Source organism: Arthrobacter sp. BI5 (genome assembly GCF_056680065.1).
Genome location: NZ_CM155264.1, coordinates 2,482,942 through 2,497,802 on the forward strand (window position 1 = coordinate 2,482,942; position 14,861 = coordinate 2,497,802).

The following is a 14,861-nucleotide window of genomic DNA, read 5'->3' on the forward strand; positions in this document are numbered from 1 at the left end:
TCAGGCGCTCAGCCGAAGGCGATCTTGCGCAGCAGGACGCGGAGCTGATCCCGTTCGGGGCCGTCCAGCGCTGCCAGGGACCTGTTTTCGGCAGTCCGGACAGCTGCCGCGGCCCGCTGGTACAGCTCCATCCCGGCCGCCGTCGGGCGGATGACCTTGGAGCGTCGGTCGCGGGAATCGGCAGCGCGGGACACCAGCCCGCGCTGTTCCAGCGCATCAACCAGGGCCACAATCTGGCTGGGATCCAGCCGCAGGAAGTCGGCGAGCTCGCGCTGGGATGGCTCCGAGCCGCCGCAGACCACTGCCAGGACCGAGTAGGAGCGCACCTTCAGATCCAGCGGGGCCAGCATGGCGTTCGCGTGGGCGCTGCCCAGGGCCCGGGCCCGCGCGGCCAGGAACTCAATTTCGTCCACCAGGTCGCCGGCGAGAAGACGGTCCGGGACAGCCGCAACGGCGGCGCCCTCCCAGGGGTTCCCGACGTGCTGGGTTGATTCGGCCACAGGTCCTCGCAGCTTCCGGTTGGCTCCGCAGAGCGCTTGACAGCCTCAACGATACCGCCGGCCGCCGGCCCGCCGTGAATAGTTGAAAAAATTATCATTGACAATCTCAACTATATGGGTTGTCATGTACATACCTTCGGGGTTGCCGTCAAGTTGTTTGCCCGGCAAGGTGCCCCGATCGTCTGATAACTCACCCCAAGGAAGTGGACTGTTATGAAGAGACTCACCTTTGCCGCCGTCGGCGTGGCCGCGGCACTGCTGCTCACCGGCTGCGGCAGCGGGTCGCCGTCCGGATCCACCTCGTCCGCCCCGGCCGCGGGAAGCGACGGCATGCGCAACATCAGCATCGGTGTGATCTCGATTGCCCCGTCCGCTGCCGTGAAGCTGGGCATCGATGAGGGCGTCTTCGCCAAGCACAAGCTGAAGGTGGAGCTGCAGAGCGGCCAGGGCGGGGCGGCGATGCTTCCCGCCGTCTCCACCGGAACGATGAACTTCGCCGTGGGGAATCCGCTGTCCGTGCTCCTGGCCAAGAACAAGGGCCTGGACATGCGGATCGTCTCCGGCTATTCGAACTCGCTCGCCACCGGCAAGGACATCAACGGCGTCGTCGCCAAGGCGGACTCCGGCATCACCTCGGCCAAGGACCTTGCCGGCAAGAAGGTGGCGGTGAACACCATCAACGCGCAGGGAGACCTGACCATCAAGGAGGTCGTCTCCAAGCAGGGCGGCGATCCGAACGCGGTCAAGTTCCTTGAGCTGCCGTTCCAGGACATGGGGGCACAGCTGGCCCAGGGCAACGTCGACGCCGTCTGGGTCCCCGAGCCGTTCCTGTCCAAGCTCCTGGGCGAAGGCAACAAGCTGGTGACCTACAACAACCAGGAGGCGCTGCCGGGCCTGCCCACCATGGTGACCTTCACCAGCGGCAGCTATGCCCAGCAGAACCCGCAGGTGGTTGCCGACTTCAAGGCGGCCATGACGGAAACCCTGGCCCTGGCGCAGAGCAACCCGGACAAGGTCCGGGCCCTGCTCCCGGAGTTCATGAAGATGCCCGAGGCGGTGGCCTCGAAGCTGCGGCTGGAGGACTTCGACGGGAAGCTGAACGAACCCGTCCTGGGCAAGCTCGGCGAGCTGATGGCCAAGTACGGCATTGTGCCCTCGACGCCGGACGTGTCAGGCACCATCCTGAAATAGCGGTTCCCGGGGATAGAGAAGGGACGACGGCGGGAGGTTCCGCCGTCGTCCCTTGCCATGTGCGGGGTCAGTTAGCGGCGCCGCCCGCCGCGTCCTCCACGTCGTCCGCCCCGTCCTCAGCGTCCACACCGTCCCCGGTGTCCACGCCGGGTTCGGCGAACCAGAGCCGGGTTTCGCCGTATTTCTTCTCCGCGAACCGCTCCAGGCCCTCCGGCCAGGTGGGCTCCGGGGTGCGGGCGGAGCGTTCCACCACGACGACGGCGCCCTCGGCCAGGTGCGGGAGCAGCTTGGCCAGCACGGCGGCCAGCGCCGCCTCATCCAGCGGGTAGGGCGGGTCCAGGAACACGAGGTCCCAACGGGTCGCCTCGGCGGTGCGGTCCAGGAAGGACTCGACCTTGGAACGGTGCACGGAAACGACCTTGCGCCGGGCCACGGTGTTGACCAGGTCCGCGTTGCGCTGGCAGACCTCGCTGGCCTTGCCGTCGAATTCGACCAGGTCAACGGTGAGGGCGCCGCGGCTGGCGCTTTCCACGCCAAGCGACCCGGAGCCGGCGTAGAGGTCCAGCACCCGGGCGTCGGCGATGACCTCGAAGGCGTCCAGCCGGGAAAACAGCGCCTCCTTGACCCGGTCCGTGGTGGGCCGGGTCAGGGATCCGGGCACGCTGACCAGGGGTGTGCCGCCGGCGGCGCCGGCGATGATGCGGCTCATCGCTGCCGCTCCTGTCCGGCCGTGGCCGGCGCCGTGGTGTTGCTCGCTGCGCTTGGTGGGCTAGCCGCGTTCAAGGAACGCCTCCTTCTCGGGGTTGAGGTAGTCGTCAATCGCCGCGGCCAGGCCGGCGTGGCGCGCCAGGTCCGGGTCAGCGCCGACGATCGCCTGGGCGTCCTGCCGGGCCCGGGCGATGATGTCCTCGTGTTCCAGGACCCGCAGCAGCTTCAGCGTGGAGCGGCCGCCGGACTGGGAGGCGCCCAGGATGTCGCCTTCGCGGCGCAGCTTGAGGTCCTCCTGGGAGAGCTCGAAGCCGTCCGTGGTGGCCGCCACCGCGTCCAGCCTGCGCCGGCTGGGGTGCCCCGGTTCCAGGGTGGTGACCAGCAGGCAGGTGCCCGGCAGCCCGCCGCGGCCCACCCGGCCGCGGAGCTGGTGCAGCTGGGAGATGCCGAACCGGTCCGCGTCCAGGATGACCATAAGCGTGGCGTTGTGCACGTCCACGCCGACCTCGATCACGGTGGTGGAGACCAGCAGTTTGGTCTGGTTGGCGGTGAAGGAGGCCATGGTCTCGGATTTGAGGACCGGGTCCTGCCGGCCGTGCAGCGGCGCCACGGGGACTCCGGCCAGCGCCGGTTCGTCGCGCAGGAGTTCGACGACGCCGGTGACCGAGGCGAGCTCCCGGGAGCCGGTCTCGGCCAGGTCGGCGTCGGTGGGTTCGGCCTCGCCGGGGCTGAAGTCGCCGTCGTCGTCGGTGCCGATCTTGGGGCAGACGACGTAGACCTGGTGGCCGGCGTCGATCTCCTCGCGCGAGCGGGACCAGATCCGGGTGGCCCAGGCCGGGTGTTCGGCGAGGCCCACCACGTGCGTGGAGATCGGGGCGCGGCCGGCCGGCAGTTCGTCCAGCACGGAGGTCTCCAGGTCGCCGAACACGGTCATGGCCACGGTCCGCGGGATGGGGGTGGCGGTCATGACCAGCAGGTGCGGCGGCTTGCTGGCCTTGGCCCGGAGCGCGTCGCGCTGTTCGACGCCGAAGCGGTGCTGTTCGTCCACCACGATCAGGCCGAGGTCGTAGAAGGAGACGTTCTCGCTGAGCAGGGCGTGGGTGCCGATCACGATCCCGGCGGTCCCGGAGGCGGCGTCCAGCATGGCCTGTTTCCGGGCGGCGGTGGGCATGGAGCCGGTCAGCAGTGTGACCTGGACCGAATCGGGGCCGAGGCCGCCCAGCAGCCCGTCCCGGGAGAGCGGTCCCAGGGTGCGGCGGATGGAGTCGTAGTGCTGCGCGGCGAGCACCTCGGTGGGGGCCAGCAGCGCCGCCTGTCCCCCGGCGTCGACCACCTGCAGCATGGCGCGCAGGGCCACGATCGTCTTGCCCGAGCCCACCTCGCCCTGCAGCAGCCGGTTCATCGGCGAGTCCAGGGCCAGTTCCTCGGCGAGGGTTTTCCCGACGGCGGCCTGGCCGGCGGTCAGGGTGAAGGGCAGCTGCCGGTCGAACGCCGTCAGCAGCGCGTTGGGTACGGGACGGCGTGCCGTCGCCTCCTCGGCCGCGAGCTGGGCGCGGCGCCGGGCCAGGGCCGACTGCAGCACCAGGGCTTCCTGGTAGCGGAACCGGTCCCGGGCCCGCTGCCAGTCGGGCTGGGTGTGCGGGATGTGGATCAGCCGGTAGGCGTCCGCGACCGGCAGGAACTTTTCCCGGGCGGCGATCGCGGCGGGCAGCGGGTCGTCCAGGCCCTCCAGTTCGGCGGTCTCCAGCAGGGTGGCGATCACCTTCTGGATGGACCAGCTGGTCAGCTTCGCGGTGGCCGGGTACACCGGGACGGGCATCGCCGCGAGCTTCTCCGGGTCCATGCCGGGGATGTCCGGGTCTTCGTCGAGCAGCTGGTACTGCGGGTTGGTCAGGCCCAGGGAGCCGCCGTAGCGGGTCACCTTGCCGGAGAACAGGGCGCGTCGGCCCGGCAGCAGCTCGGCCTTGGCGCGGTAGGCGTTGAAGAAGCTGACCTTGAGGGTGCCGGCGTCGTCGGTGATCACGACGTCGGTCAGCGTACCCTTGCGGGCGCGCATGGACCGGGTGCTGCTGGAGACCACCCGCGCGATCAGGGTCACTTCCTCGTCCAGCGGGACCTCGCTGATGGGGGTCAGCTCGCCGCGGTTCAGGTAGCGGCGCGGGAAATAGTTCAGCAGCCCGCCGACGGTGGTGATGCCCAGGTGCTTTTCAATGACGGCCGCGGAGCGCTTGCCGATCCGGCGGTCCAGGCCCAGTTCAAGTTCAGCGTTCATGTCCGTCGAGGTCCGTGCTGCGGGGCCGGGCGCCGGGAACTGTTTCCCCGGGGAGAGCGTCGGGATCGCGCGGGAGGGCAAGGTCGCTGACGCTGATGTCCGAGGGTTCGCCGAGGGAGCGGATCAGTGCGACGGCGGGGGCAGGGTCGGGCACGTGGACGTGCACCCGCCACCGGTAGGCGCCGTCAGCGTCGGCGTCGCCGCCCACCTGGCTCATGATCACGGACTCGCCCATCTCGTCGAGCCGCTGCCGCATGGTGGCCGCGTCCAGCGGCGAGAGCGTGATGGTGCACATAACCTCCACACCGTCATCGCGCGGCATGTCCGCGTGGATGTGCGGGTCCTGGACGTCGTAGCCGTGCAGGCCGTCCAGCAGCTGGTCCTGGAGCTCCTCGCCCAGGACGGCGGAGCGCAGGCAGTCCAGGATCAGGAGCATCCCGACGCCGCCGGCGTCCACCACGTGGGCGGTGTGCAGGGCCTCGAGCTGGTCCTCGGTGTGCACTACGGCGGCCAGCGCCGCTTCCACCGCGGCGTCCAGCGCCAGGCCCAGGGTGTGGTTGCTGTCGTCGCCGTCGTGCTCGGCGTCGACGGCGGCGGCGGCACGGGCTGCCGCTTCCATGACGGAGAGCATGGTGCCGGGGACCGGGTCGCTCAGCGCGGACCAGGCCCGGATCTGGGCGCGGTTGAGGGCGGCCGCGAGCAGCGGCGAGCTGAGCCGGGGGTGGCCGGCCAGCGGTTCGGCGGCCGCGCACAGGAACACGGCGAAAAGCGTGCCCGAGTTGCCCCGCGCCTGCTCGATAGCGGCTTGCCCGGCCCGGGCCAGGACCGCACCGACGTCGTTCTGCGCCGGGTCCGGCGGGCCCACCACGTGCAGCTGCGCATCGGCAGTCAGCTGCGGCAGGGCGGCGGTGTCGGTGGCGACATCCTGGAGCGCCCGGGCGGCGGCGCGCACGGTGAGGTAGAGGTTGGTCCCGGTGTCGCCGTCGGCCACGGGAAAGATGTTGATGGCGTTCAGGCGATCGCTGTGGTTCCCCAGCGTTGTTTCCGCCTTGTCCAACCACCGCTTCATCGCTTGCGCGTTGGCGGCAATCTTAGTCTGCAAAGTGATCCCATCCCACAGTGTCAGCGGGCCTGCCCGCTATGGTGACGCCTGTGCTGTTTGTTGATGCAGAGGCCTCTACCGAGCCTATCGCAGTGAACCCGTGCGGCAGCTGAACGCCCGGCGGGAAGGCGGCCAGCAGGCCGTGGTCCTCGCCGCCGCCCAGCACCCAGGCAAGCGGGTCCGCACCCAGCAGGGCCGCGGCCGGCTGCAGCGGCGCGGCGAGTTCCTTGAGCGCGGCCGGGTCCAGGTCCAGCACGGCGTGGCTGGCCGCGGCCATCCGCGCGCCGTCCCGGACCAGTCCGTCGGAGATGTCCATCAGGGCCGTGGCGCCGGCGTCCCGGGCCAGCGGACCGGCGTCAAGCGGGGGCAGGGGCCGGCACTGGGTGTCCATCAGCGAACGCTGCTCCGGGCTCAGTGCGTTCACGGGGTTGCCGGATTCCAGCAGGGCCAGGCCGGCGGCGGCGCGTCCCACGGTGCCGGCGAGCGCCAGGGTGTCCCCCGGCCGGGCGCCGGAGCGCAGCACCGGGGCCTGCCCGTCGAGGGTGCCCAGGATGGCGACGCTGACGGAGAGTTCGCGCCCGCGGCCCAGGTCCCCGCCGGCCACGGCGCAGTCTTCCGCGCCCAGCCCGCGGATCCCGGCGCTCATCCCGTCGGCGAAGTCCTCCACCCAGGAGACGAGGGTTTCCGGGGGCATGGTCAGGCTGACCACCATGGAGGTGGCGCGGGCGCCCATGGCATTGATGTCACTGAGGTTCTGGGCGGCGGCCTTCCAGCCGACGTCGTAGCCGGACGTGCGGTAGCCGTTGTTCCACTGCAGCCGGAAGTCCTGGTCCGCCACCTGGGTGTCGATGCTGACCACGGTGCGGCCATCCGGTGCGGCCACAATCGCCGCGTCGTCGCCGGGTCCCAGCAGCAGGGAGCGGTTGCTCCCGCCGTGCAGCCGCGGGAAGATCCGGGCGAGGAGCTCCGACTCGGAGAGTTCAGCCACGGTCAGGGGGTCAGGGCTGGGGGGTTCAGGGCTGCGGGGTTCAGGGGGTTGGCTTTCGGGGGTCAGGGCTTCAGGCACAGCCCTACGCTATCGCGCGGGTGCGACAACGGGGGCCGGGCGGCCGCCGCGGTTGGCCCCGGTAGTGCGCAGAACGGCACGCCGGCCCGGCATTTCGTGGTTGGCAGGGCACGTGCGAAACTCTTAGGCATGCCCCGACCGATGCCCTCGTTGCCGCCTGCGGCGGCCCAGGGCCTGGCGTTCACCGCCGGGGCGGCTGTGCTGTGGCTGATCATCGCCATCCAGCTGTTTGTCAATGTGGACCCCTTGAGCGTGCACCGCACGGACGCCGTCATCATGCTGGGCGGGGCCAGCTCCGAACGCCTGCCCGTGGCCCAGCGGGTCCAGCAGGAACTCGGCGCCCCGGTCCTGGTGCTCTCCCACACGGACACGCCCGGAAACAAGGTGGCGGACGAAAAATGCAATACGGCACAGTTCCCCAACTCGAGCCTGGTCTGCTTCCAGCCCGGTGAATACGACACCCGCGGCGAGGCGCAGGCGATCGGCAAACTCGTCAAGCTCAACGGGTGGAAGTCCATTACGGTCGTGACCTCCAGTTACCACGTCACCCGCGCCGGGCGGCTGATGGAGCAGTGCACGACGGCGGACGTCCAGATGGTGCCCTCGCACCCGGACTTCTCACCGGCACAGTGGCTGCGGCGCTTTGTCATCGAAACGGGCGGCCTGATCGATGTGTCACTGCGGCCCGAATGCCCCTCAGGCAACGGCTGAGACGGGAATCCGGGCCGACCGCCGGCCGAGGCTAGGCCTCGCCCGGCGCGGCCGATATTACAGCCCCTTGCTGTACTCGCGGAGCCTCTCGTGGGCCGGTGCCGGCTCGAAGCCCGCGGCCGTGATCCGGCTCAGGTCCAGCACGCTGTTCTCCGGCCGCGGTGAAACAGTTTTCCCACGAAAGTACTCTTCGGTGCTGACGCCGGTGACGGCGTCCCGCGGCTTGCCCACCAGTTCGTACACGTCGGCGGCGATGTCCGCCCAGGACTGCGGTTCCCCGGCGTTGCTGAGGTTGTAGGTGCCGAAGGGCGAGCCCGTCTCGAGCAGGTGCCGGATCCCCGCGGCGATGTCCTGGGTGAAGCTCAGCCGCCCAATCTGGTCGTTGACCACCGAGGGTTCGATGCCGCGGGCCGCGAGGGAGGCCATGGTGCGGACAAAGTTGTTGCCGTCGCCAATGACCCAGCTGGTGCGCACAATGTAGTGCCGGGGCACCACACTGACGACGGCGTCGCCCGCAGCTTTGGTCTGGCCGTACACACCCAGCGGGGAGACCAGCTCGGACTCGTCGTGGGCGGCGCGGGTACCGTCGAAGACGTAGTCGGAGGACACGTGGACCAGCGTGAGGTCGTGCTCAACAGCGGTCCGGGCCAGCCTGGCGACGGCGGTGACGTTGATGGCCCAGGCGGCGGCGCGGCCTTCCGCCGACTCGGCGGTGTCCACCGCGGTGTAGGCCGCGGCGTTGATGATGGCGGAATAGTTCTTCCAGTTGCGCCCGGTGAACGAGTCCTCGCTGCCGAGATCAAAGTCGGCGCGGCCGGCGAATTCCACAGACGCGTCGCCGTCGTAGGCGCTGCGCAGGGCTTTGCCGAGCTGGCCGTCGGCGCCGAGAACCAGGACCTTCTTTGGCGGCATCGGCGTGACGTCCGCCAGCCGCGGGTGCGCCTTGTCCTTGTCTGAGAGCTCGGCCTGCTCCAGCGGGACCGGCCAGCTGATGGCCGCGGTCTCGTCGGCAAGGTTCAGGAACGTGTACTGGCCCTGCGCGTCGGCGGACCAGTGGTCGTTGACCAGGTAGGCGTAGGCGGTGTTGTCTTCGAGTGTCTGGAAGGCGTTTCCCACCCCCCGGGGAATGAAAATGGCCTGGCTGGGATCCAGCTCGGCGGTGAAGACGGCGCCGAAGGTCGGTCCCTCGCGCAGGTCCACCCAGGCGCCGAAGATCCGCCCGGTGGCCACGGAAACGAACTTGTCCCATGGTTCGGCGTGGATGCCGCGGGTGGTGCCGGCGGACTCGTTGAACGAGATGTTGTTCTGCACGGGACGGAAGTCCGGCAGTCCCAGCGCCACCATCTTTTCCCGCTGCCAGTTCTCTTTGAACCAGCCCCGGTTGTCACCGTGGACGGGAAGGTCGTAGAGGACGACGCCGGGAATCGGCGTTTCGTGGGCGGTGAGCTTTTTCGAGAACTCGATCGACATGTCCTACTGGCCCTGTTCCTTGTATTTGGCTTCGGTGGCGGCCTTCTGCGGACGCCACCAGTCCTCGTTGTTCCGGTACCAGGCGATGGTGTCCTCGATGCCCGCCTCGAAGTTGGAGAACTGCGGCTCCCAGCCGAGTTCGTCGCGCAGCTTGGCGGAATCGATCGCGTACCGCAGGTCGTGGCCGGGCCGGTCCACCACGTGGTCGTAGGCGTCCGGGGTCTCCCCCATGTGCTTGAGGATCAGCTCGACGACGTCCTTGTTGTTCTTCTCGCCGTCGGCGCCAATCAGGTACGTTTCGCCAATGCGGCCCTTGGCGATGATCGCCAGGACGGCGGACGAGTGGTCGTTGGCGTGGATCCAGTCGCGGACGTTTTCGCCCTTGCCGTACAGCTTGGGGCGGATGCCGTCGATCACGTTGGTGATCTGCCGCGGGATGAACTTCTCCACGTGCTGGTACGGACCGTAGTTGTTGGAGCAGTTGCTGATGGTCGCCTGCAGGCCGAAGGACCGCACCCAGGCCCTGACCAGCAAGTCCGAACCGGCCTTTGTGGAGGAATACGGGCTGGAGGGGTTGTACGGGGTGTCCTCGGTAAACCGCTCAGGGTCGTCGAGTTCCAGGTCGCCGTACACCTCATCGGTGGAGATGTGGTGGAAGCGCTTGTTGTGCTTGCGTGCCGCTTCGATCAGGGTGTAGGTGCCGATGATGTTCGTGTCCAGGAACGGGCGAGGGTCGTGCAGCGAGTTGTCATTGTGCGATTCGGCGGCGTAATGAACCACGACGTCGGCGTCTGCGACCAGGGCGTCCACCACGGCGGCGTCGCAAATGTCGCCCTGCACGAAACGGAAGCGCTCATCCGGCAGGCCTTTGAGGGATTCCAGGTTGCCGGCGTAGCTGAGCTTGTCCAGGACCGTGACATGGTCGTCGGTGTTTTCCATGACGTAATGGACAAAGTTCGAGCCAATGAAGCCGGCGCCGCCGGTGACAAGGAGTTTCTGCATCCGTACAGCCTAACGCGCGGGAAGAGCCGGTTTGCTGGCGGACAAATTGCAGGCAATGATAAAGCCCATGCGTGGAATAATCCTGGCCGGCGGTACCGGCTCCCGACTGCACCCAATCACTCTTGGCTCAAGCAAACAGCTGGTGCCGGTCTATGACAAGCCGATGATTTATTACCCGCTCTCCACGCTGATCCTGGCCGGCATCCGCGACATCCTCATCATCACCACCCCGCACGACGCCGACCAGTTCCAGCGGCTGCTTGGCGACGGCAGCAAGTTCGGGGTGAACATCAACTACAAGCAACAGCCCAGTCCCGACGGGCTGGCCCAGGCCTTCATCCTGGGCCAGGAGCATATCGGCAACGAGCCGGTGGCACTGGTCCTCGGGGACAACATTTTCTACGGCCAGGGCATGGGCACCCAGCTCCGTCGCTTCGAGAACATCAAAGGCGGCGCGGTGTTCGGCTACTGGGTCTCAGACCCGGGGGCATACGGCGTCGTTGAATTCGATGAGAACGGCAAGGCCATATCGCTGGAGGAAAAGCCGCTCCAACCCCGCAGCAACTACGCAGTTCCCGGCCTGTACTTTTACGACAACAACGTCATAGAGATCGCCAAGAACCTCAAGCCATCTCCCCGCGGTGAGCTCGAAATCACGGACGTTAACCGGGTCTACCTGGACCGCGGCGAACTCCACGTGGAGATACTGCCCCGCGGCACTGCCTGGCTTGATACCGGCACGTTCGATTCGCTGAACGACGCCTCGAACTTCATCCGCACGGTGGAGCACCGCCAGGGCCTCAAGATCGGCGCTCCGGAAGAAATCGCGTGGCGCTTGGGATTCCTCAGCGACGGCGAACTCTACGAGCGCGCTGCGCCGCTGGTCAAGAGCGGCTACGGCTCCTACCTCATGGGCCTGCTCGAAGAGCCCGCTGGCGTGGCAGCGGCGCGGTAGACCGCAGAATCCGGGATTCGGTTCGAATGCAGATCCAACGCGTGGTGATGTAAGAATTGAGGATGGCCCGGTAGACGTCGTCGACCAGGGCGACGACCGAGCATGCGAGGAGGACCGACGTTGGAGCATGACGCCGCACAAACTCCGCCGCTGGTTGCCGCGCCCAGGCACCTCCGCCGGAAACGATTTCGTGCTGACATCCCTGATGAACTGTTGGTCACTGGTGCCGCTCCTTTCCCAGCGGCGCCCGAGTCAGCTCCACGCCCCAAGCCACAGCGGGGGCCGACGTCCGCACGCAGGACCGCCTACCAGCGCAAGCGGCTTGTCGCCCTTGTTGCGGTGATTGTTGTGTGCCTGGCTGTGCCTGCCCTCGTTGCAGCACTCTTGCTTGCCGGCTAGCACCAACAGCCCTTAGCGCAGCGATCCTACGCGGCCATGTGTGCCGTCGATTCCGCGAATTGCGCGCATTCCCGTAGCATCGTTGCCGACGTCAACACATAACTTTGGGGGAATTTTCCATGCTCAAGATCATGCCGATCTTCGGAACCCGGCCTGAAGCCATCAAGATGGCCCCCATCGTCGCCGAGCTGCAGGAATCCCCGCTCTTTGACTGCGTTGTCACCGTCACCGGCCAGCACCGCGAAATGCTGGACCAGGTCAACGAGCTTTTCGGCATTGTGCCGGACCATGACCTCGACATCCTGCAGCAGCGCCAGTCCCTCTCCGCCATCATGACGCGCACCATCGACGGCCTGGACAGGCTCTTCACGGCTGACAAACCGGACGCCGTGATCGTTCAGGGCGACACCACGACGTCGACGGCGGGCGCGATCGCCGCTTTCTACCACGGCATCCCGGTGGTTCATGTCGAGGCCGGGCTTCGCAGCGGCGATCTCTTCTCCCCGTTCCCGGAGGAGGCCAACCGGAAGATCACCAGCCAGATCGCCAGCCTGCACCTCGCACCCACGCCGGTAAGTAAGGCAAACCTGCTGGCCGAGGGTATCAGCGCCGACGACGTGGTGGTCACCGGGAATTCCGTCATCGATGCCTTATTAACAACTGTCGGCAAGGAAATCCCCTTCACCGACCCGCAGCTCGAAGAACTCGCAGCCTCCGGACGGCGGATCCTGCTGGTGACCACCCACCGGCGGGAGAACCAGGGCGACGCCATGCGCGGGGTCGGCCGGGCCCTCGCCCGGCTCGCAGATTCCGAACCTGATCTGGCAATCGTCCTGCCGGTGCACAAGAACCCCGCCGTCAGGGAGGCCGTCCTACCAGCGCTGGAGGGCAAGTCCAACGTCGTGGTGACAGAGCCGCTCCCCTATGGCGAGTTCACCCGAATGCTCTCCCTGGCCCACGTTGTCCTGACCGACTCGGGCGGCGTGCAAGAAGAAGCGCCCAGCCTGGGCAAACCCGTCCTGGTCATGCGGGACAACACCGAGCGGCCCGAGGCTCTCGAGGCCGGCACCGTGAAGCTGATCGGCACGGACGAGGAAAAGATCGTCGCCGAGGTGACGCGGCTCCTGCACGACCCGGCGCACTTCGAGACGATGGCCAACGCGGTAAACCCGTACGGCGATGGCAAAGCCGCCGCCCGCACCTTAGCCGCCATACAGGAACTGCTCGGCGTCGGCTACCGGATCGCGGACTTCGACGGGGCTTAAACAGGTCACCTTCGGCGAGAGTGCCGCGGCTACGCCACGGTCCGCGAAGCCGTCAGCAGCCGTTTCCGGTTGGCTACCCGGAGTCGGTCCCTAATGGCGGCCCATATCGCGCTTAAGCGCCGATACCAGCCATGGAGGGGATCGCCGGGCCCACAATTGGCGGCGAGTTGCCTGTAGTGCAGGTGCAGCCGCTCCGCGCCCCGGGGTCCGCCCCCGTAGGCGTAGCCCGCCCATGCCCGATAAGCCAGAGCCCCGGGATGAGCGAGGGACTTCCTCAGTTCCAATGAGGTTCCGGCCAGCGAATCCACGGACCGTCCGGGTTGTGTGATGAGTTCGTCGAACCGGTCCAAGAGCCTGTGTGAGAACACAAACATTCTTCGATGCGTGCCCCCTGGCGAATAAGTGAACTCGCCAAATACCGGCCCTGTGGGACTGTCAAACATGTCAATGCTCACGAACGGTGAATCTGCCTCGAGGGAAAGCCTTTGCGCCCACCAGAGCATTTCCGGGGCGTTGAGCGGAACCACCGGCACCCCAGGCTTCGCGGAATCGCTCAGCAAATAATCCGTGCCGAGCCTGAGTGGCCGGAAGTCCCCATCGAATAGAACGATTCGAACAGGACCGGAGTTTCGGTCAACCTGGACCACAAGACCGACTTCACCTTGGAAGCAGTAAAACTTGTAATCGAAAGGAATAGCCCCAACACCCAGTGTGTGGACCACGAGCTCCTCGACAATCCAGCGTGCCTCCTTCTGTGAGAAGGAGGCGGCTTTCTCCAATTGAATCCGCACTATGGATGCGACGTCCAAGGTCTGGAGATTCATATGGTCGAAGTACTCGTCCGGACCGGTGCGCTCCAGGATCATGACCCCGCGGGAGGACCACCCGTTGGCTAGCTTCAACACAAACATGTCGGGCAGGCTCTCTCCATGAAGGCAGTCCAAGCTGTCCAGGATGGCGATCCTCTTGGGGACCCTCATCCCCAGGTCCTCCACGAAGGGATGTGAAATGATTTTCTGAGCCAATTCCTTACGGCGACTGGTCCCACGTCGCTCGAATTCAGCGGCTACAAACGCCAGAAAAGGCGACTCCGAATTGGCGCGATCAAATCCAGACGGATCCATTTAAGCCCTACCCCCAATTAGTGCTTGATGACGTGGATATGAGAAAGTTGACTCTCAGATCCCGCCAATAAATCAACAGTCTAGAGAAAGCTGCCAAGCGCGCCAAATCGTGGGAACATGAAGTGTTAGCCGGGGGGGAGAGCGCTTAACTTGGCCGCAGCCGAGCGAAGTGAGTTGAAGTGAGCATGGACCGCAGGGATTTCCTCCGCCTGTCCTTGGCGGCATCTGCCGGTGCCGCCGTGGCAGCCTCCTCGGCTAAAGCTGCCGCGGCCAATCCGGGCCCTATCGATCAGCGGAGGGTCGCCGCCGGCCTGTACGGCCCCGTACGTGAAACTGTCCAGGCCATCCCGCGCGGGGCACGCAAAGGCATCGGCCTCGGCGTCGGTGACAAATACAGCATCAGCCAACTGGACGCTTTAAACGTGAACTGGTTTTACACGTGGGGCGCCACGTATCCCGACGTCCGAATGACCCCGGGATTCGTCCCGATGATCTGGGGGCGCGGAGGCATCGAGCGTGGCGACGTCGACGAAGTCGTCTCGGAACGTGGCACCACCCGGGCAAGGGAACTGCTCGGCTTCAATGAGCCCGATCATCCCGAGCAGGCGGCCATGAGCGTGGCCGAGGCCATCAGCTACTGGCCCGAATTGCAGGCCTCCGGGATGCGGCTGGGCTCGCCGGCATCAGTTCACCCTCAGGGTGTCTGGCTCAAACAGTTCATGGATCAAGCGGCCTCGAAGAAGCTGCGGGTGGACTTCATCACCATGCACTCCTACTCGTCCCCGAACTCCCGGGCCTTCCTGAACAATGTCCAGAGACTCCACGACCGCTACCGTAAACCCATCTGGATTACTGAATACGCCGTCGCGGACTGGAAGGCGAGGCCGGGGTCCCCCAGCCGCTACTCGGAAAGGCAGATCATGGCGTTCATGCGCGAGACGGTCGCCGGACTGCGCCGGATGCCCTTTGTGGAGCGTTTCGCTTGGAAGACGAGGGAAGAAGGGGACCCGGTCATGGGTGCCTCGGCCCTGTTCCGTAAGGACGGTTCCCTGACGCGCACCGGCCAGCTCTATCGGTCCCTCTAAACGAGGTCAAG

The 14,861-nt window shown here is 66.7% G+C and carries 13 protein-coding genes; 5 read left to right on the plus strand and 8 right to left on the minus strand.

The features are described 5' to 3' along the window. Nucleotides 1-8 precede the first annotated feature (8 nt). Complete coding sequence (locus tag AC1MED_RS11420; RefSeq protein ID WP_479783383.1) at nt 9-500, minus strand: MarR family winged helix-turn-helix transcriptional regulator; 492 nt, start codon at nt 498-500, stop codon at nt 9-11. A gap of 213 nt (nt 501-713) precedes the next feature. Here AC1MED_RS11420 and AC1MED_RS11425 point away from each other — a divergent pair, with 213 nt between their 5' ends. Continuing rightward, nucleotides 714-1,691, plus strand: coding sequence for an ABC transporter substrate-binding protein (locus AC1MED_RS11425; RefSeq protein WP_479783384.1), 978 nt, complete (start codon nt 714-716; stop codon nt 1,689-1,691). Nucleotides 1,692-1,758: 67 nt separating this feature from the next. Here the strand turns inward: AC1MED_RS11425 and rsmD are convergent, their stop codons facing one another. The 4 genes from rsmD to AC1MED_RS11445 are packed head-to-tail and all read right to left on the minus strand — an operon-like array spanning nt 1,759 to nt 6,767. Next, nucleotides 1,759-2,400, minus strand: coding sequence for a 16S rRNA (guanine(966)-N(2))-methyltransferase RsmD (rsmD, locus tag AC1MED_RS11430; RefSeq protein WP_479783385.1), 642 nt, complete (start codon nt 2,398-2,400; stop codon nt 1,759-1,761). 60 nt (nt 2,401-2,460) lie between these two features. Further along, the gene (locus AC1MED_RS11435) at nt 2,461-4,671 is read right to left on the minus strand and encodes an ATP-dependent DNA helicase RecG (protein ID WP_346959985.1); all 2,211 of its coding nucleotides are present in this window, start codon (nt 4,669-4,671) and stop codon (nt 2,461-2,463) included. Further along, nucleotides 4,661-5,740: a DAK2 domain-containing protein gene (locus AC1MED_RS11440; protein ID WP_479786658.1), complete on the minus strand. Its 1,080-nt coding sequence runs from the start codon at nt 5,738-5,740 to the stop codon at nt 4,661-4,663. The genes AC1MED_RS11435 and AC1MED_RS11440 overlap by 11 nt, the downstream gene beginning before the upstream one ends. A gap of 22 nt (nt 5,741-5,762) precedes the next feature. Next, the gene (locus AC1MED_RS11445) at nt 5,763-6,767 is read right to left on the minus strand and encodes a thiamine-phosphate kinase (RefSeq protein WP_479786660.1); all 1,005 of its coding nucleotides are present in this window, start codon (nt 6,765-6,767) and stop codon (nt 5,763-5,765) included. Nucleotides 6,768-6,968: 201 nt separating this feature from the next. Here AC1MED_RS11445 and AC1MED_RS11450 point away from each other — a divergent pair, with 201 nt between their 5' ends. Next, complete coding sequence (locus tag AC1MED_RS11450) at nt 6,969-7,550, plus strand: YdcF family protein (protein ID WP_479783386.1); 582 nt, start codon at nt 6,969-6,971, stop codon at nt 7,548-7,550. 57 nt (nt 7,551-7,607) lie between these two features. On the opposite strand, the gene AC1MED_RS11455 is transcribed toward AC1MED_RS11450, so the two are convergent. Continuing rightward, nucleotides 7,608-9,020, minus strand: coding sequence for a sugar nucleotide-binding protein (locus tag AC1MED_RS11455; protein WP_479783387.1), 1,413 nt, complete (start codon nt 9,018-9,020; stop codon nt 7,608-7,610). A gap of 3 nt (nt 9,021-9,023) precedes the next feature. Continuing rightward, nucleotides 9,024-10,022, minus strand: a complete 999-nt coding sequence (gene rfbB / locus AC1MED_RS11460) for a dTDP-glucose 4,6-dehydratase (protein ID WP_479783388.1) — start codon at nt 10,020-10,022, stop codon at nt 9,024-9,026. A 67-nt stretch (nt 10,023-10,089) separates the two neighbouring features. On the opposite strand from rfbB, the gene rfbA reads away from it, so the two are divergent. Further along, nucleotides 10,090-10,977 (plus strand): glucose-1-phosphate thymidylyltransferase RfbA, encoded by an 888-nt coding sequence (gene rfbA, locus AC1MED_RS11465; RefSeq protein WP_479783389.1) that lies wholly within the window; start codon nt 10,090-10,092, stop codon nt 10,975-10,977. A gap of 518 nt (nt 10,978-11,495) precedes the next feature. After that, nucleotides 11,496-12,641: a non-hydrolyzing UDP-N-acetylglucosamine 2-epimerase gene (wecB, locus tag AC1MED_RS11470; protein ID WP_479783390.1), complete on the plus strand. Its 1,146-nt coding sequence runs from the start codon at nt 11,496-11,498 to the stop codon at nt 12,639-12,641. 29 nt (nt 12,642-12,670) lie between these two features. Here wecB and AC1MED_RS11475 read toward each other — a convergent pair whose 3' ends face one another. After that, nucleotides 12,671-13,666, minus strand: a complete 996-nt coding sequence (locus tag AC1MED_RS11475; protein ID WP_479783391.1) for an ATP-grasp fold amidoligase family protein — start codon at nt 13,664-13,666, stop codon at nt 12,671-12,673. Nucleotides 13,667-13,950: 284 nt separating this feature from the next. Here AC1MED_RS11475 and AC1MED_RS11480 point away from each other — a divergent pair, with 284 nt between their 5' ends. Then, nucleotides 13,951-14,850: a glycosyl hydrolase gene (locus tag AC1MED_RS11480; RefSeq protein WP_479783392.1), complete on the plus strand. Its 900-nt coding sequence runs from the start codon at nt 13,951-13,953 to the stop codon at nt 14,848-14,850. The last annotated feature ends 11 nt before the right edge of the window (nt 14,851-14,861 follow it).

What these genes read in the sequence shown, in the direction of transcription:
- AC1MED_RS11425 (WP_479783384.1), top strand. Translation starts at nt 714, where the DNA reads ATGAAGAGACTCACCTTTGCCGCCGTCGGCGTGGCCGCGGCACTGCTG.
- rsmD (WP_479783385.1), bottom strand. Translation starts at nt 2,400, where the DNA reads ATGAGCCGCATCATCGCCGGCGCCGCCGGCGGCACACCCCTGGTCAGC.
- AC1MED_RS11435 (WP_346959985.1), bottom strand. Translation starts at nt 4,671, where the DNA reads ATGAACGCTGAACTTGAACTGGGCCTGGACCGCCGGATCGGCAAGCGC.
- AC1MED_RS11440 (WP_479786658.1), bottom strand. Translation starts at nt 5,740, where the DNA reads ATGAAGCGGTGGTTGGACAAGGCGGAAACAACGCTGGGGAACCACAGC.
- AC1MED_RS11450 (WP_479783386.1), top strand. Translation starts at nt 6,969, where the DNA reads ATGCCCCGACCGATGCCCTCGTTGCCGCCTGCGGCGGCCCAGGGCCTG.
- AC1MED_RS11455 (WP_479783387.1), bottom strand. Translation starts at nt 9,020, where the DNA reads ATGTCGATCGAGTTCTCGAAAAAGCTCACCGCCCACGAAACGCCGATT.
- rfbB (WP_479783388.1), bottom strand. Translation starts at nt 10,022, where the DNA reads ATGCAGAAACTCCTTGTCACCGGCGGCGCCGGCTTCATTGGCTCGAAC.
- rfbA (WP_479783389.1), top strand. Translation starts at nt 10,090, where the DNA reads ATGCGTGGAATAATCCTGGCCGGCGGTACCGGCTCCCGACTGCACCCA.
- wecB (WP_479783390.1), top strand. Translation starts at nt 11,496, where the DNA reads ATGCTCAAGATCATGCCGATCTTCGGAACCCGGCCTGAAGCCATCAAG.
- AC1MED_RS11480 (WP_479783392.1), top strand. Translation starts at nt 13,951, where the DNA reads ATGGACCGCAGGGATTTCCTCCGCCTGTCCTTGGCGGCATCTGCCGGT.